15 protein-coding genes and 2 pseudogenes are annotated in these 15,582 nt (G+C 65.9%); 7 read left to right on the plus strand and 10 right to left on the minus strand.

The annotated features are described in order from the left end of the window. Positions 1–25 precede the first annotated feature (25 nt). From DIS04_RS07410 to DIS04_RS07430, 5 genes and pseudogenes are all read right to left on the minus strand, one after another. A pseudogene (locus DIS04_RS07410) lies at positions 26–1,103 on the minus strand (IS3 family transposase). 223 nt (positions 1,104–1,326) lie between these two features. Continuing rightward, positions 1,327–1,659 (minus strand): VOC family protein, encoded by a 333-nt coding sequence (locus DIS04_RS07415; protein ID WP_111413132.1) that lies wholly within the window; start codon positions 1,657–1,659, stop codon positions 1,327–1,329. Positions 1,660–1,849: 190 nt separating this feature from the next. Continuing rightward, the gene (locus tag DIS04_RS07420; RefSeq protein ID WP_111413133.1) at positions 1,850–2,200 is read right to left on the minus strand and encodes an antibiotic biosynthesis monooxygenase family protein; all 351 of its coding nucleotides are present in this window, start codon (positions 2,198–2,200) and stop codon (positions 1,850–1,852) included. Between the two features lie 53 nt (positions 2,201–2,253). Then, positions 2,254–2,670: a VOC family protein gene (locus DIS04_RS07425; RefSeq protein WP_111413134.1), complete on the minus strand. Its 417-nt coding sequence runs from the start codon at positions 2,668–2,670 to the stop codon at positions 2,254–2,256. A gap of 168 nt (positions 2,671–2,838) precedes the next feature. After that, entirely contained in the window at positions 2,839–3,609 is a 771-nt protein-coding gene (locus tag DIS04_RS07430) for an SDR family oxidoreductase (protein ID WP_111413135.1), read from the minus strand. Between the two features lie 249 nt (positions 3,610–3,858). Here DIS04_RS07430 and ada point away from each other — a divergent pair, with 249 nt between their 5' ends. Beyond that, positions 3,859–5,034, plus strand: a complete 1,176-nt coding sequence (gene ada, locus DIS04_RS07435) for a bifunctional DNA-binding transcriptional regulator/O6-methylguanine-DNA methyltransferase Ada (RefSeq protein ID WP_111413136.1) — start codon at positions 3,859–3,861, stop codon at positions 5,032–5,034. Here ada and DIS04_RS07440 read toward each other — a convergent pair. Beyond that, positions 4,929–5,483 carry an Lrp/AsnC family transcriptional regulator gene (locus tag DIS04_RS07440; protein WP_111413137.1) on the minus strand — a complete coding sequence of 185 codons (555 nt, stop codon included), beginning with the start codon at positions 5,481–5,483 and terminating at the stop codon, positions 4,929–4,931. The two genes, ada and DIS04_RS07440, sit on opposite strands and share 106 nt — an antisense overlap. 67 nt (positions 5,484–5,550) lie before the next feature. On the opposite strand from DIS04_RS07440, the gene DIS04_RS07445 reads away from it, so the two are divergent. Next, on the plus strand, positions 5,551–6,705 hold the full coding sequence (locus tag DIS04_RS07445) for an MFS transporter (protein WP_245904513.1): 1,155 nt from the start codon (positions 5,551–5,553) through the stop codon (positions 6,703–6,705). A gap of 29 nt (positions 6,706–6,734) precedes the next feature. Further along, positions 6,735–7,139, plus strand: a complete 405-nt coding sequence (locus DIS04_RS07450) for a VOC family protein (protein WP_111413139.1) — start codon at positions 6,735–6,737, stop codon at positions 7,137–7,139. 9 nt (positions 7,140–7,148) lie between these two features. Here the strand turns inward: DIS04_RS07450 and DIS04_RS20450 are convergent, their stop codons facing one another. Beyond that, entirely contained in the window at positions 7,149–7,424 is a 276-nt protein-coding gene (locus DIS04_RS20450; RefSeq protein ID WP_162623020.1) for a hypothetical protein, read from the minus strand. Here DIS04_RS20450 and DIS04_RS07455 point away from each other — a divergent pair. Further along, positions 7,423–7,989: a LysE family translocator gene (locus tag DIS04_RS07455; protein WP_245904514.1), complete on the plus strand. Its 567-nt coding sequence runs from the start codon at positions 7,423–7,425 to the stop codon at positions 7,987–7,989. The two genes, DIS04_RS20450 and DIS04_RS07455, sit on opposite strands and share 2 nt — an antisense overlap. A gap of 15 nt (positions 7,990–8,004) precedes the next feature. Here the strand turns inward: DIS04_RS07455 and trpA are convergent. Beyond that, a pseudogene (gene trpA / locus DIS04_RS07460) lies at positions 8,005–8,700 on the minus strand (tryptophan synthase subunit alpha); the annotation flags it as partial. Positions 8,701–8,777: 77 nt separating this feature from the next. Here trpA and DIS04_RS07465 point away from each other — a divergent pair. Beyond that, positions 8,778–13,115: a DEAD/DEAH box helicase gene (locus DIS04_RS07465; protein WP_111413142.1), complete on the plus strand. Its 4,338-nt coding sequence runs from the start codon at positions 8,778–8,780 to the stop codon at positions 13,113–13,115. Between the two features lie 3 nt (positions 13,116–13,118). Here the strand turns inward: DIS04_RS07465 and DIS04_RS20455 are convergent, their stop codons facing one another. Together DIS04_RS20455 and nfo are read right to left on the minus strand one after the other, a co-directional pair. Continuing rightward, the gene (locus DIS04_RS20455) at positions 13,119–13,277 is read right to left on the minus strand and encodes a hypothetical protein (protein ID WP_162623035.1); all 159 of its coding nucleotides are present in this window, start codon (positions 13,275–13,277) and stop codon (positions 13,119–13,121) included. 194 nt (positions 13,278–13,471) lie between these two features. Continuing rightward, entirely contained in the window at positions 13,472–14,320 is an 849-nt protein-coding gene (nfo, locus tag DIS04_RS07470) for a deoxyribonuclease IV (protein ID WP_111413143.1), read from the minus strand. Between the two features lie 115 nt (positions 14,321–14,435). Between nfo and DIS04_RS07475 the strand changes: the two genes are divergently transcribed. Together DIS04_RS07475 and DIS04_RS07480 are read left to right on the plus strand one after the other, a co-directional pair. Beyond that, positions 14,436–15,059: a LolA family protein gene (locus DIS04_RS07475; RefSeq protein ID WP_111413144.1), complete on the plus strand. Its 624-nt coding sequence runs from the start codon at positions 14,436–14,438 to the stop codon at positions 15,057–15,059. Positions 15,060–15,076: 17 nt separating this feature from the next. Beyond that, positions 15,077–15,571, plus strand: coding sequence for an SRPBCC family protein (locus tag DIS04_RS07480; RefSeq protein WP_111413145.1), 495 nt, complete (start codon positions 15,077–15,079; stop codon positions 15,569–15,571). Positions 15,572–15,582 lie beyond the last annotated feature (11 nt).

Below are 15,582 nucleotides of genomic sequence, written 5' to 3' on the forward strand. Positions count from 1 at the left end.
GCTATCAATGTGAGGCACCTCTGCTTCATGCGCATTGCTCGGCATACGCTACCGGTGGCAAGTAGCCCAGCGAGCTGTGCGGTCTGACATGGTTGGGGTGGGTTCTTCATTGTGTGATTTCGTGTCGTGCATCCGCCAGGCTCAAGAACCAGTCCTGATTGAGACAGCCGTCTCGGAACTTGCCGTTGAAGCTCTCGCTGAACGCATTCTGCGTCGGCTTGCCCGGCTGGATGAAGGCCAGCGTCACCTTCCACTACGCGCCCAAAAGAACATTGGCCTTACTGTCAGCTCCGGCCCGTTATCGCAAGCAATCGAGACTGGCAGTGAGCGCTGCTGCGCGATCTCGTCCAGGGACCGGGCCAGCCGACGTCCCGAGATAGACGTGTCCACCAACTGGCCGACACACTCGCGGCTGAAGTCGTCCACGATGTTCAGCACACGAAAGCGGCGTCCCGAGGTCAACTGGTCCGAGACGAAGTCCATCGACCAGCGCTGGTTGGGCCTGTCCGGCAGTGGCATCGGTGTCCTCGGCCGGAGCAGCCGTTTGCGCCGCCGGGTTCGGGCCTGAAGACCCTGCTCGCAGTACAGTCGGTAGGTCCGCTTGCGATTGATCACCAGGCCCTCCTGGCGCAACAAGGCATGCAGCAGCAAGTAGCCATAACGGGGATAGCAGGTCGCCAAGGTTTGCAGGCGTGCCCGAAGCGGCTCATCGTCACGCGGCATGGCCCGGTACCGAGCCACCGTTCTTGTCAGGTCCAGCAATCGGCAGGCACCTCGCTGGATGAGCCAGCCGCCAGCCACCAGGTGCTTCACCGCACGCCGCTTTGCTTCGGGCGTCACCACTTTCCCGAGACGATCTCCTTGAGGGCGGCATTGTCGAGAGCGCTTTCCGGCAGCAGCTTCTTGAGCCGGGCGTTCTCAGCCTCCAACTCACGCAGGCGTTTGGCCTCCGAGACGTCCATGCCGCTGTACTTGGCCTTCCAGCGGTAGAGGATCTGCTCGGTCACGACATTCTGCCGGGCAAGCTCGGCGACCGAGACGCCATGCTCGTTGGCCTTGAGGATGCTGATGATCTGCTCTTCGGTATGTCGGTTACGCTTCATCGCGAGATCTCCTGCTATCAAGGTAAACGTAGCGGAAATCTCTCGTTGGCGGTGGACCGGTTTCTGGGGGGAAGGTCACAAGAAATCCGAGGCCCTTCAAAAGCGTTGCACTTGGTATTTGAGGTTGTCCTATGCTCCGAAGACGTGTTCATAAGGATACACACGCCAGGCTATACGTTTTATTAAAAATAGTTACGTCCTAAGAAGTGACTGATTCAAGGCATTATCGATGACTAACTGGTAGGAACGCTCCATTGAAGAGGCGTTCGGCCTCTTCTATCGAGTCGACGCCGATCGCAATGCTCGCCCCCTTGATGCCTTCGTAGGGCGCAGGGCTGCAGGGGGAGTTGTCCGACGCCATCAGCAACTGGTCGCCAATACGCAGTCGGGCATGCATGACAAGATTGCCGGCCTCTTCGGGTATCTCCATGCCTTCGCTGGCAGGCATTTCGGCATAGGTCGCCATAGCCTCGAGCTTGGCGTCGAAGCAGCGCTGGTAGAACTCGAAGGCTTCGCGACAGTTGTCGTTGAAGATCAGGTAGGTGGAAAGCTGCATGGTGGGTCTCCAGGGGGTTGTTGTCGGTGTCACCTCCCTTCGTCGCTTCAACGTAGGCGATTTCGACACGCACCGATCATTTGCTTTCTGCCAGATGTTGGAGGCGGGCGGCCTGCTGGTCCTAGCTCAAGAATGAGCGCAGCTACCCGGTAAGTAAGGGCTTACCGGTAGCTGCGCTCCTTTCTAGCCGTCAGGCCCTGTCATGACGCTCGCGGCTGTCGGCCGGGGCCTGTTCGCGTTCGTGCATGCCGTAGTCGCGCATCACCGTGGCCACGCGCAGGCGATAGTCGTCGAAGACCACATCACGGCCCTGGGTCTGGGCTGCGCGGTGGCGCTCGAGCTGGCGCCACTGGGCGACGGCCTGCTCGTCACGCCAGAAGGAGAGCGAGAGGATCTTGCCCGGCTGGGTGAGGCTCTCGAAGCGTTCGATGGAAATGAATCCGTCGATCTCATCGAGCAGCGGACGCAGGCTGGCGGCGATATCGAGGTAGTGGTCGCGGCGGCCGGACTTGGGAATGACTTCGAAGATGACGGCGATCATGAGGCGTTCCATTCTGTCGTTGTTATATTTTCTCAATACTACCTACGCAGGCTTCAGGTCGCGATCTCGTCGTAGCCGCGATTCAGGAATTGCACGAAACAAAAACCATGGCCGAAGGGGTCGGCCATCAGTGCAAGCCTGCCCCAGGTCTCGGAGGCGATGGGTTGCTCCTGGATGGCGCCGGCTGCGATGGCCCGTTCCACCGCGGCGTCGATGTCCTCCACAACCACGTCCAGGTGCACCGGCGTCCAGTGGCGGGTGTAGTGGCGCTGCGCGCCGGGCACGGGTTCCCCCGCGGGGTAAGCCGGCGATCCGGTGGTTTTGGTCAACAAATAGATCGGTGCCGGGCCACCGATCAGCTCGACGCCGTCGTCGCCGAAGCGGCGGCCGAGTTCGAGGTCGAACGCCTGCACATAGAAGAGAATGCCACGCTCCAGATCGTCCACGTCCAGGTTGACGAGAAATTCCATACCGCCTCCTGCCAACGATTCAGATCGAGTTTGGCCGGCAATGTCGACCAAGCGCTACCCGGTGAGTAAGTGCTCACCGGGGCGCTAGGCAATGTGTGAAGGGTAGCAGGCCACTGAGGTGTCCGCTGTTCAGGAAGCGGTGTCGGCAGCCGCACCGCTTCCTGATCATCAGGTGCGGGTGATGGAGACACCGCCATCGGCCAGCATCGCCGTGCCGGTGACGAAGCTGGCCTCATCGGAAGCCAGGTAGAGCGCCGCTCGGGCGATCTCTTCCGGCGTGGCCATGCGCTTGAGGGCGTGCAGGTTCTCGACGAAGGCCAGGACTTCCGGGCCGGCGTCGGGGGCATTGGTGATACTGGCGGGCGTCTCGGTGCCGCCCGGCAGCAGGGCGTTGACCCGAATGCCGTTGGGCCCCAGCTCTGCAGCCAGGCATTTCATCAGGCCCAGGATGCCGGCCTTGCTGGCGCCGTAGGCCGCCATGCCGGGCATGCCGACGGTATGCCCGACGAAGCTCGAAGTGAAGAGCAGGCTGCCACCGCCGCGTTGCAGCAGCGCCGGGACCTGATACTTGGCCCCCAGGAAGGCGCCGTACAGGTTGGTATGCATGACGTCGTGCCAGTCGCTCGATGTCATGTCCTGTAGCGGGCCCATCGGCCCGACGATGCCGGCATTGTTGCAGGCGATATCGAGCCCTCCGAAGCGCTCAAGAGCGGTAGTGACCAGGCGTTGCGATAAGCGCTCGTCGCATACGTCCCCGGTGATGGCAACGGCAGTGCCGCCGTCGCGCGTGATGGCCTCGACCAGGGCGTCGAGTTCGTTCTGGCGACGGGCGCTCACTATCAGGCTGGCGCCTTCGCTGGCGAACAGACGAGCGGTGGCATGACCGATTCCCGAGCTGGCCCCGGTGACGATGGCGATCTTTCCGGCGAGTCGTTTCATGGCTGTAATCTCCGTTGGTGGTTAGGGATCCTTTGCAACCCCAGCTCGACTCTGCCGTTGCCCCAGTTAGTCCTCACTCCGCTTATTGCCGCCAAAAATCCTGGTGCGCTGACGATGCTATGCTGCGAATGTTGCGAAATGCTTTGAAGCGTCGGGCCTGTTTTGAAAGCAAGAGACGGAGTGTGCCAGGCGGCTACCGGGCTCATCCTGAACTCAAGGAAAACGCTGAGCCCACCGTGGAGGTCCGCCATGATCGAGACAACCAGCGACGCACTTGCTCCCTTCGATTCCGATGAGGCGAAATGGACGGCGGTGCTGGCCCGCGATACGGCGGCGGATGGCGCTTTCGTCTATGCGGTGCGTACCACCGGCATCTATTGCCGTCCCACTTGCCCGTCGCGCCGGCCACGCCGCGAGAACGCCGAATTCCATGCCGATGCGACGGCGGCGGAGCGAGCCGGCTACCGGCCTTGCCAGCGCTGCCGCCCTCAGAATGTCTCGTTGGCCCAGCATCATGCCGAGAGCGTCGCCCGCGCATGTCGGCTCATCGAAGCCGCCGAGGATCTGCCTTCTCTCGACGAACTGGCACAGGCCGCGGGGTTGAGCCGCTTCCATTTCCACCGTGTGTTCAAGTCGGTCACTGGACTCACGCCCAGGGCCTACGCCGTCGCCCGGCGGGCGGAGCGCGTGCGCGAAGAACTCGCTAGGTGCGAAACGGTCACCGAGGCGATGTACGAGGCGGGCTTCAACTCCAGCGGGCGCTTCTATGCCGGTACCGATCGCATGCTCGGCATGACGCCCAGGCGCTACCGTTCAGGAGGGAAAGACATGGAGATCCGCTTCGCCCTTGGGGAGTGCTCATTGGGCACCCTACTAGTGGCGAGCAGCGAGAAGGGCATCTGCGCCATTTCCCTGGGCAGCGATCCGGAGCAACTGCTGCAGGAGTTCCAGGATCGTTTCGCCAATGCCACTCTCATTCCCGGAGGGAAGGATTTCGATGCCTGGGTGGCCCAAGTGGTGGGTTTCGTCGAAGCGCCGGGCCTCGGGCTTGCGCTGCCGCTGGACATTCGTGGCACTGCCTTCCAGCAGCGGGTGTGGCAGGCGCTGACCGAGATTCCCGTGGGCAACACGATCAGCTATGCAGAGTTGGCGCAGCGTATCGGTTCTCCCAGGTCGGTGCGTGCCGTGGCCAGGGCCTGCGCCTCCAACCCTGTTGCGCTTGCCATTCCCTGCCATCGGGTCGTGCGCAGCGATGGCGCGCTTTCCGGATATCGCTGGGGCGTAGAGCGAAAGCGCACGCTGCTCGAGCGGGAGTCGGTTCAGCCCGAGACGTCCCCGGGTGGCGCCACGAGCGGAGCCTCCTCCAGTGCCGAGGTGATCCCGGCCTGCGGGGTACGCTCGAGAAAAGTCGACAGCACCACGTAGCTGCGCGTGGCCTTGACGCTCGGCAGGGCATAGAGCCGGGCGAGCAGGCCCTCCAGTGCTCGGCTGCTGGCGCAGCGCACCTTGAGCAGCATGCAGGTGTCGCCGGCCACGGAGTGGATTTCCTCGACTTCGGGCAGCTCCGAAAGCGCCAGCAGTTCCTGGGTCTTGCCCCATCCCGTGGAATCGACATGCACAAAGGCCAGGAAGGGCTTGCCGGTGGTGGGGCCATCCAGCACCGCCACCGTGCCGCGGATGCGCCCCGTGGCGCGCAGCCGTTTCACCCGCTCATGCACCGCCGGCGCCGAGAGGCCGGCGCGATGACCCAGCTCGGCGTAGCTGAGCCCGGCATCCACCGCCAGCTCGCCTAATATTCTTCGGTCGAAGGCATCCAGCGGGCGGGCCTCCTGGGCCTTGTCCCGAACGGTTTCTGTATTTTCATGGTTCGGCATTTCTGCAATTGCTCCGAATGAGATTCCTTTCTTCAATGCTAGTGTCTAATTTCATCTGGAGCTAGCCGTGATCTCTCGTCACATTCTTCTCCTGACCGCCGCCATCGCCGTGATCGGCGCCAACTCGCTGGCGCTGAGCCCCATTGCCGCCGCGGTGGCGGAAGCCTTTCCTGGCCGCAGCGCCGCCGACGTGGTAACGGCCGCGGCCCTCTATGGCCTGGCCACGGCATGCAGTGCGCTGCTGCTGGCGTCGCAGAGTGATCGTATCGGTGCCGAGCGTGCCTTGGTGCGGGCGCTGCTGATGCTGTTCGTGTCGCTGGGGCTTGCCGCGCTGGCGCCAACGCTCTGGATGTTGGTTGCCGCCCAGGCGCTGGCCGGCCTGGCGGCGGGTATGGCGTTGCCGGCGATCTATACCCTCACCGCTCAGGTGGCCGAAAAGGGGCGCGAGAGCCAGGCCTTGAGCTTCGTGCTGACGGGATGGACGCTGAGTCTGGTGGTCGGCGTCGGCCTGGCGGCGCTATTGGCCGACCTGCTGCACTGGCGTGCCGTCTTCTCTCTATTGGCACTGGCTGCCGTCGGATTGGCGCTGGGGGTTTCTCGCTGCCACGATTGGGGGGTGAGAACGGTCGGTGAGGCGCCGAGCTCCACCCTGAAGGCCCTGCGTATTCCCGGCATTCACTCGGTATTGCTGAACGTCGCGGCCTACATGACGGCGTTCTACGGCTTGTACACCTATCTTGGCCCGTACCTGGGTGAGGTGCTGCAACTCCCCGCATCCTTCGCGGGGTTGGCCATCGCCGTCTATGGACTGGGCTTTGGCGCCGCCGCACCGTTGGGTCGGCTGGTCGACCGCTACGGCGCCACTGCCGCCGCTTGTGTGACCTTTGCCGGCCTGATGCTCGTCTACCTGGGCTTGATAGCGGCTGCCGCACTTCCGCCGGTACTGCTGGGGCTCTGTCTTGCCTGGGGCGTGGCCAATCATCTCGGCTTGAACCTGCTGATGCGCCAGCTTGCCGAGATCGATCCGGCGCAGCGGGGTGCCATCATGGGACTGTACAGCGCCATCACGTATATGTGCGTGTTTGCCGGCGCGCTGCTCTACCGGCCGCTCTTCACTCACTTCGGTTTTGCCGCCTGCGCCTGGGCGTCCGCGATGCTCGTATTGCCGGCCCTGGGCTGGGCGTTGGGGCAGTGGCGCAGGAAACAGGCGGCAGTGGAGTAGCGAAGTCATTGACGGAAAGGAGCTTGAAAATGATTGCCTACACCATGGTCGGAACCAGGAACCTGGAGAGAGCGCTGAAGTTCTACGATCCTCTTTTCGCTGAAATGGGCTGGGATGTCTGCTGGAAGGACGATACCTGCGTTTCCTACGGCAAAGAGAGCGACCTCGACTTCCCCAGGTTTTTCGTCGGCTATCCCTTCGATGGTCAGGAAGCCGGGGTGGGAAATGGCACCATGACGGCTTTCCAGTTCGCCGAACCGGAGCAGGTCGACAGGCTGTATGAAATTGCCATCAGCAACGGAGGCAGTGACGAAGGTGCTCCGGGCTACCGGCCTCAATATGGCGAAGGCTTTTATGCGGCTTATGTTCGTGACTGCGATGGCAACAAGTTGGCGTTCGTCGTCTATCCAAGAAAAATGATTGCAGGGAAATAAACCAACAACCTAATCGAACTTAGCGAATAGGCCCTCATAGGCGATGGCGAGCAGGTCGCGGCGTGGCTGCGAGGTGCCTTTGCCGGGATGGCCAGCGAGCAGAGCGATGCTGCAAAGAGGGGGCTTGCCCATCATTGATTTTTCTTGTCGGTTGCCGAGGTGCGGCGCATCCTGACATGCGCTGATGACAAGAGATGACGAGGAGAAAGCCGTGCTGCCGCTGTCCGATCTTTTGTTTTTCGCCTTGGCCGCCCTGATCGTGGTGTTGACGCCGGGTCCGAACATGATCTACCTGATCTCGCGCTCGATCTGCCAGGGGCGAGCCGCGGGCGTGATCTCTCTCTTTGGCGTGCTGGCCGGCTTTCTGGTGCACATGCTGGCGGCGGCCGTTGGCTTGACCGCGCTATTTCTCGCCATACCGCTGGCCTACGAGGTCCTCAAGTGGGCTGGCGCGCTGTACCTGCTCTTCCTGGCCTGGCAGGCGGTCAGGCCAGGCGCGCGTTCGCCCTTCGAGGCGCGCTCGCTCCCTGCGGATCGGCCTCGCAAGCTGTTCCTGATGGGCTTTTTGACCAACCTGCTCAACCCCAAGATTGCCGTGTTCTACCTGGCGATCTTCCCGCAGTTCGTCTCGCCCGAGCATGGCCCCGTCTTTCTCCAGAGCCTGGTGCTGGGCTTCACCCAGATCGGGGTGAGCTTCACCGTCAACCTGGCGGTCGCCCTGTCGGCGGCGGGCATTGCCACCTGGTTCCAGCAGCGCCCGACCTGGCTGGCCGTGCAACGCTACGTCATGGGCGGCGTGCTGGCCGGCATGGCGGCCAAGCTGGCTGCGGAGCCGCGGCAGGGCGTCTAGGTTCCCAAGCCAGCATTACGCGTTGGCAGCCCGGCGGTTGCCTGCGGCCAGGTCACGCACCAGGCCATGAACCGCCTCGACGGCACCATGTCGACTCTCAGCGCTTTCGATGCCTTCCACCAGGGCCGAGCCGACCACCACGGCGTCACTGAATCGGCCAATCGCTTGCGCCTGTGCGGCAGTGCGAATGCCGAAACCGACGGCAATCGGCAGGTGGCTATGCTCGCGCAGCCGACCCACCATGCGCTCGACATTCTGTAGCGGCGGGGCGCTACCACCCGTGATGCCATTCACCGAGACGCAATAGAGGAAGCCCGAGGCATTATCCAGCACCCGGGGTAGCCGCTTGGCGTCGGTGGTCGGGGTGGCGAGGAGGATGTAGGCAATACCGTGCTCCCTGGCGGGCAGGCACAGCTCGTCGTCATGCTCGGGCGGCAGGTCGACCACGATCAAGCCATCGACACCGGCACGGGCCGCATCGGCCAGGAATCGCGCTACGCCGTAGCGGTGGATGGGGTTGTAATAGCCCATCAGCACCAGTGGCGTTTGCGAATCCCGTTGGCGGAAGGCGTGCACCAGCTCGAGCGTCCGGGCCATCGTTTGCCCGCCCTCCAGGGCGCGTAGCGCTGCCTTCTGGATCGTGGGGCCGTCGGCCATGGGATCGCTGAATGGCATACCGAGCTCGATAACATCGGCGCCTGCTGCAGGTAACCGGCGACTGCTCCGGGAACATCGCGTATCTCCCCGCACTCGATTACGTTGTAGAAAAGCGATTTCCCGGAGCGCCCATGCCGCTCGATGCCTTTCATCCCGCCGTCAGCGACTGGTTCGCACGCGACCTCGGTGTTCCCACCGAGGTCCAGGCGCGCGCCTGGCCAGCCATCGGCGATGGCGGCCATGTGCTGATCGCCGCCCCCACCGGCTCGGGCAAGACGCTGGCGGCGTTCCTCGCCGCCATCGATGGCCTGGTGCGCCGTGGGCTCGACAGTGAGCTGCCCGACGAAACCGTGGTGCTCTACGTCTCGCCGCTGCGCGCGCTCTCCAACGACATCCAGCGCAACCTGCAGGCGCCGATTCGCGGCATCGCCGAGGGGCTTTCGGCCGAAGGCCGGGAAGCGCCGGAGATACGCGCCTGGGTGCGCACCGGCGATACCACCTCGTCGGAGCGCGAGCGCATGCGCAAGCGTCCGCCGCATATCGTGGTCACTACGCCGGAGTCGCTCTACGTGCTGCTGACGTCAGACTCGGGGCGGCGAATGCTCTCCAGCGTGCGCACGGTGATCGTCGACGAGATCCATGCGGTGGCCGGCACCAAGCGCGGCTCGCACCTGGCACTGTCGCTGGAGCGGCTGGCCGGGCTCGCCGCGCGCCCGCCGCAGCGCATCGGGCTCTCGGCCACACAGAAACCGGTGGAGGCGGTGGCGGCGTTCCTTACCGGCGGCAGTGAGTGCACCATCGTCGACACCGGCCACGTGCGCGAGCGTGACCTGGCCATCGAGGTGGCCGGCTCGCCGCTCACTGCGGTGATGGCCAACGAGGTGTGGGAAGAGGTCTACGACCGTCTGGCAGAATTGGTGAGAGAACATCGCACCACGCTGATCTTCGCCAACACCCGGCGGGTGTGCGAGCGGGTGGCGAGGCATTTGGCCGACCGACTCGGCGAGGCGTGGGTGAACTCGCACCATGGCAGCCTGGCCCGCGAGCATCGGCTGAACGCCGAGCAGCGCCTGAAACAGGGCGAGCTGCGCGCGCTGGTGGCTACCGCCTCGCTGGAGCTCGGCATCGACATCGGCGACGTCGACCTGGTCTGCCAGCTCGGCTCGCCGCGTTCCATGTCGGCCTTCCTGCAGCGGGTGGGCCGCTCCGGCCATGGGGTGGGGCGCGTGCCCAAGGGGCGGCTGTTCCCGCTGACGCGCGACGATCTGGTGGAGTGCAGCGCGCTGATGGCCGCGGTGCAGGCCGGCGAGCTCGACCGGCTGCACATTCCCGAGGGGCCGCTCGACGTGCTGGCCCAGCAGATCGTCGCCGAGGTCGCCGGGGCGGGGGAGACCGACGAGGCGGAACTGTTCGAGCGCATCCGTCAAGCCTGGCCCTACCGGGCGCTGAGCGAGGAGCGCTTCGACGCGGTGGTGCAGATGCTTGCCGACGGCTATACCACCCGTCGCGGGCGGCGTGGCGCCTACCTGCATCGCGACCGCGTCAACGGCCGCCTGCGCCCGCGTCGCAATGCGCGTCTCGTCGCCCTGACCAACGGCGGGGCGATTCCTGACCACTTCGACTACGACGTGATCCTGCAGCCCGAGGAGATTCGCGTCGGCACCGTCAACGAGGATTTTGCCTTCGAGAGCATGCCGGGCGATATCTTCCAGCTCGGCAACCAGGCCTATCGCATCCTCAAGCTCGCCACCGGCAAGCTCTTCGTCGAGGATGCCCGCGGCGCACCGCCGAGCATCCCGTTCTGGTTCGGCGAGGCGCCGGCGCGTACGGAAGAGCTCTCGCAGGCGGTGTCGCGGCTGCGCGAGGGGATCGACCGGCAGCTGGCCGAAAGCGACGAGGCCGAGGCCCAAGCGTGGCTGGAAGCCGAATACGGCCTGGCGCCGGCTGCCGCCGAGCAGTTGATGCGCTACCTCGCCGTGGCGCGGGCGGCGCTGGGCGTGATTCCCAGCCAGCGCCACCTGGTGCTGGAACGCTTCTTCGACGAGGCCGGTGACATGCACCTGGTGCTGCACTCGCCGTTCGGCTCCAGGCTCAACCGCGCCTGGGGGCTGGCGCTACGCAAGCGCTTTTGCCGCAAGTTCAACTTCGAACTGCAGGCGGCGGCGCTGGAGGACAGCATCGTGCTGTCGCTGGGCCCGACGCATAGCTTCCCGCTCGACGAGGTGTGGGACTATCTCAACAGCAAAACAGCGCGCGAGGTGCTGATCCAGGCGCTGCTCGATGCGCCGATGTTCGGCTTGCGCTGGCGCTGGAACGCCTCGGTGGGGCTCGCCGTGCCGCGTACCCGCAATGGCCGACGGCGTCCGCCGCAGCTGCAGCGCCAGGACTCCGAGGACCTGCTCTCGGTGGTCTTTCCCGACCAGCTCGCCTGCGCCGAGAACCTGGCCGGGGCGCGTGAGCTGCCTGATCATCCACTGGTCGACCAGACCCTGCACGACTGCCTGACCGAGGCCATGGACATCGACGGCCTCGAGAGCCTCTTGGTGCGCCTCGAAGCCGGCGAGATCGCCGTCAGCGGGCGCGACCTGGCGGTACCTTCGCCGCTATCCGAGGAGGTGGTCAACGCGCGCCCCTACGCCTTCCTCGACGACGGTGCCCAGGAGGAGCGGCGCACCCTCAGCGTGCGCACCGGCGGCGCGCTCGACGTGGCCGAGGCTGCTGCCTCGGCGCGCTACGCCCCGGAGGTGGTCGCCCGGGTGCGCGAGGAGGCCTGGCCCGCCCCCCGCGATGCCGACGAGCTGCACGATGCGCTGGTCGTGAGCGGCTTCATCGCCGGGCGCGAAGCCGCAGAGGAGTGGCGGCCCTGGTTCGATGGACTCGCCCAGGACAGGCGTGCCGCGGTCGTCGTGCCACCCGACGGCGAGCCGCTGTGGACGGCTGCGGAGCGCCTCGGCGAGCTGCTGGCACTCCACCCCGGGGCAGGCCTCGAGCCGCCCATCGAGGCGGCGGGCGAGGCGCCGGAAACCCCCGACGAGGCACTGACAGAACTGCTGCGTTCGCGGCTCGAGACGCTGGGGCCGGTCACGGCGGCAAGTCTCTCTACGCCGCTCGGCGTCTCGCTGGAGCGCGTCATGGCGGCGCTGGCGCGCCTCGAGGTCGAGGGCTTCGTGCTGCAAGGGGCCTTCCTCGGCGGTAGCCAGGTGGCCTGGTGCGAGCGGCGCCTGCTGGCGCGCCTGCATCGCTACGCCATCGACCGCCGTCGCGCCGAGATCGAGCCGGTGAGCATCCAGCACTACCTGCGTTTCCTGCTCGACTGGCACGGTCTGACCGAAAGGCCGGAAGGGCCAGAGGCGCTGGCCGCGGCGGTGGAGCGGCTGGAGGGCTTTCCCGTGGCGGCGGGTGCCTGGGAGAGCGACGTGCTGCCGGCGCGGGTGGCCGATTTCTCGCCGCACATGCTCGACCAGCTGCTCGCCAGCGGACGCTTCATCTGGCTGCGCCTGCTGCCACCCAGAATCGCCGAGGGCGACGAACGCCAGCGTCCCGGTCCGCTGCGCAACACGCCGATCGCGCTGATCGATCGCCAGGCGTTGAACGACTGGCGCGAGGCGGCGCCGGCCCCCGAGCTGGAGGAACTTCCGCTCTCCGGCGGCGCGCGCCGGGTGCTGGAAGCGCTGCAGGGCGGCGGGGCGATGTTCTTCGCCGACCTGATCGGCCCCGCCCACATGCTGCGCACCCAGGTGGAGGAGGCGCTGGGCGAGCTGGCCTCCTGGGGCCTGGTCACCTCCGACAGCTTTACCGGCCTGCGGGCGCTGATCGCCCCGGCCAGCAAGCGTCCGCCCATCGCCGCGGGCGGGCGCCGGCGCAGGCGGCATGCGCCGGGGGTGGACGCTGCCGGGCGCTGGTCGTGGTTGCCCGCGCCGGAGCGCGATGCTGCACCGGAAAAGCGCCGCATCGCCACGGACATGGCGAGCCTGGAGCATATCGCCTGGGTGCTGCTGGAGCGCTACGGCGTGGTGTTCCGCCGGGTGATCGAGCGCGAGCCGGCGCTGCCGCCCTGGCGCGAGCTGCTGTATGTCTACCGCCGCCTGGAGGCGCGCGGCGAGATCCGCGGCGGGCGCTTCGTGCAGCAGTTTGCCGGCGAGCAGTTCGCCCTGGCCGAGGCGGTGGGCGCGCTCAAGGCCATGCGCCGCCGGGAGCCGGACGGCACCCGCGTGGTGGTGGCTGCCGCCGACCCGCTCAACCTGATGGGAATTCTCACGCCCGGCACGCGGCTGCCGGCGGTCTCGGGCAATCGCCTGCTCTATCGCGACGGTGTGCCCGAGGCGGTGCTGCAGAACGGCGAGACTCACTTCCTCGAGACGCTTCCCACCGAGGCGAAGTGGCAGGTGCAGCAGCTGCTGCGGCGCGGGCCGGGGCATGAAAAACCCCCGACACCAGAGGTGCCGGGGGCTGCGATATCGATGCGGTGACGTTCAGTCGTGCCGCGAGCGATTCCGGTAAGAATCGCGTTCATGCTCCTCGATACGCACTTCCTTGCGGATGGGGTGCCTCTGCTTCTCGCTCGCAGCGTAGGCCAGAGCCAATAGCGCCACGGCGGCCACGCTCACGGTCAGCATTTCGATGATACCCATGCGCATGTCCTCCTGTGGGTGAATGGGGCGACCCTCGGGACCTCACTGTCCCTACGAGAGGCGTGCCTGTCACTTGAGGGTGGCAGCTTTCTCGCCGGCCGACAAATGCTTTGACCCGAAGGAGTGGACTAAGTTTTAACGCTTCGCCAGATCGTTGTGACGTGAGCGGAACAGGGTAGCCCTCGTGGTGTTTATCAGTCTCCTGCCGCCTGAGCGCGTAGCCAGGCGATTTCCTCGGCCCAGATCTCGGGCTCGATGGTTTCCAGCACCAGCGGGATCTCGTCGATGCGCGGGTCGCGCATGATGGTGGTGAAGGCATCGAGGCCGATGTTGCCCTGGCCCAGGCTGTGGTGGCGGTCGACGCGGCTGGCGTATTCGCTCTTGGCGTCGTTGAGGTGCATGCCGCGCAGGTACTCGAAGCCCACCACCTTGCCGAACTCGTCGAGGGTAGCCGTGCAGGCCTCGGGCGTGCGCAGGTCGTAGCCGGCGGCGAAGGCGTGGCAGGTGTCGATGCACACGCCGACCCGCGACTTGTCGTCGACCTGTTCGATGATCTCGGCCAGGTGCTCGAAGCGCCAGCCCAGGTTGGTGCCCTGGCCCGCGGTGTTCTCGATCACCGCGACGACGCCGCGGGTCTCGGCCAGGGCGTGGTTGATCGAGTCGGCGATGCGGGTCAGGCACTCGCTCTCGCTGATCTTCTTGAGATGACTGCCGGGGTGGAAGTTGAGCAGGGTGAGACCGAGCTGCTCGCAGCGCTGCATCTCGTCGAGGAAGGCGGCCCGCGACTTCTCGAGCCCCGCCTTGTCCGGGTGCCCCAGGTTGATCAGGTAGCTGTCGTGGGGGAGGATCTGCCCGGGACCGAAGCCGTGCTCCTCGCAGGCGGCGCGAAAGGCCTCGACGGTGGCCTCGTCGAGGGGTTTGGCGCGCCACTGACGCTGGTTCTTGGTGAACAGGGCGAAGGCGTCGGCACCGATCTCGACGGCGCGCACGACGGCCTGGTCGGGTCCGCCGGCGGCACTGACATGGGCTCCGAGGTATTTCATCTGGCCTCTCCATGGTTGGCGTGCCACAACGATAGCATGCGCGGCCAATCCGTGTGCCGCCTCGCAGATGCCTGGGCCCTGCTAATCTCAAGGGCATGAGGCCGAGGAGAACCGTATGCTGATGCTCATGCTGGTGGCGTTGAGCGCCCCCATCGAGGAGGATCCGATCGCCGCGGCGCTGGCGCGCATCGAGGCACTCGCGGGATATCGCCTGACGCTGCGCAGCCAGGGCAGCGGCGGCGAGGAGATCATTCGCTACAGCTACCGGCGGCCCGGCTATGTGCGCATGGACATGGAGACGCCCTACCGCGGGGCGGTGCTGATCTACCGCCCCGATACGGGCAAGGTGCAACTCTGGCCCTTCGGTTCACCCGGCAGGCGCCCGGGGCTCTCGCTGCGCCCCACCAACCGCATGGTACGCAGCTCGCGCGGCCATCGCGTGGACCAGTCGGATGTGGGCACGCTGCTGCGCAACGTCCAGCGATTGCAGCAGCACGGCAGTGCACGCCTGCTCGGGCCGACGGAACTCGAGGGGCACCCGGTGCAGCACGTGGTGGTGGAGGCCGAGCCCGGCCGGGCCGTGCACGAGGTGGCGCGCTACGATCTGTGGCTGGCTGACGAGACGCTGTTCCCGCGTCGCGTGATCAGCTACGACCGCCGGGGCGAGCGCCTCGAGAGCGTGCATCTGGAGGATGTCGAACTCGACCCGACCTTCCCGCCCGATCACTTCGCCCCCTAGACCCCGGCTGCGCAGCCATGGCGAAATTCGCGTTCGACACCACCTGGGACTTCGATGCCCCGGTCGAGGCCGTGTTCGATGCCCTGGCCGACCCGCTGCACTGGCCCGACTGGTGGCCCGGGCTGGTGGAAGCTCGCCAACTCGAGGCCGGCAACGAGCAGGGCATCGGACGTATCCAGCACTTTGTGTGGAAGAGTCGGCTGGGGTACTACCTGCGCTTCGACATTCGCATTACGCGAGTATGCGAACCCAGCCTGATCGAGGGCGAAGCCAGTGGCGACGTGGCCGGTTTCGGCCGCTGGCAGCTGCACGGAGAGAAGGCGGGCACTCGGGTTCGCTATCTCTGGCAGGTCCGCACGGTACCGCCCCGCCTGGGCCTGCTGGCCTGCATGGCACGTCCCCTGGTGGTCTGGAACCATCACGCCATGATGCGCGATGGTCACGCGGGGCTGGTGCGGTATTTTGCAAGGCTTGCTCCATCCAGGTGCAAAGGAGGGCGGTTAGCGTCGTGAGGGCGTTGGTA

The organism is Billgrantia lactosivorans (assembly GCF_003254665.1).
Taxonomy (GTDB): domain Bacteria; phylum Pseudomonadota; class Gammaproteobacteria; order Pseudomonadales; family Halomonadaceae; genus Halomonas; species Halomonas lactosivorans.

Coding starts and splice junctions, on each gene's coding strand:
- DIS04_RS07415 (WP_111413132.1), bottom strand. CDS start 1,659: ATGCAGCTTTCCACCTACCTGATCTTCAACGACAACTGTCGCGAAGCC.
- DIS04_RS07420 (WP_111413133.1), bottom strand. CDS start 2,200: ATGATCGCCGTCATCTTCGAAGTCATTCCCAAGTCCGGCCGCCGCGAC.
- DIS04_RS07425 (WP_111413134.1), bottom strand. CDS start 2,670: ATGGAATTTCTCGTCAACCTGGACGTGGACGATCTGGAGCGTGGCATT.
- DIS04_RS07430 (WP_111413135.1), bottom strand. CDS start 3,609: ATGAAACGACTCGCCGGAAAGATCGCCATCGTCACCGGGGCCAGCTCG.
- ada (WP_111413136.1), top strand. CDS start 3,859: ATGATCGAGACAACCAGCGACGCACTTGCTCCCTTCGATTCCGATGAG.
- DIS04_RS07440 (WP_111413137.1), bottom strand. CDS start 5,483: ATGCCGAACCATGAAAATACAGAAACCGTTCGGGACAAGGCCCAGGAG.
- DIS04_RS07450 (WP_111413139.1), top strand. CDS start 6,735: ATGATTGCCTACACCATGGTCGGAACCAGGAACCTGGAGAGAGCGCTG.
- DIS04_RS07455 (WP_245904514.1), top strand. CDS start 7,423: ATGATCTACCTGATCTCGCGCTCGATCTGCCAGGGGCGAGCCGCGGGC.
- DIS04_RS20450 (WP_162623020.1), bottom strand. CDS start 7,424: ATGTTCGGACCCGGCGTCAACACCACGATCAGGGCGGCCAAGGCGAAA.
- DIS04_RS07465 (WP_111413142.1), top strand. CDS start 8,778: ATGCCGCTCGATGCCTTTCATCCCGCCGTCAGCGACTGGTTCGCACGC.
- DIS04_RS20455 (WP_162623035.1), bottom strand. CDS start 13,277: ATGGGTATCATCGAAATGCTGACCGTGAGCGTGGCCGCCGTGGCGCTA.
- nfo (WP_111413143.1), bottom strand. CDS start 14,320: ATGAAATACCTCGGAGCCCATGTCAGTGCCGCCGGCGGACCCGACCAG.
- DIS04_RS07475 (WP_111413144.1), top strand. CDS start 14,436: ATGCTGATGCTCATGCTGGTGGCGTTGAGCGCCCCCATCGAGGAGGAT.
- DIS04_RS07480 (WP_111413145.1), top strand. CDS start 15,077: ATGGCGAAATTCGCGTTCGACACCACCTGGGACTTCGATGCCCCGGTC.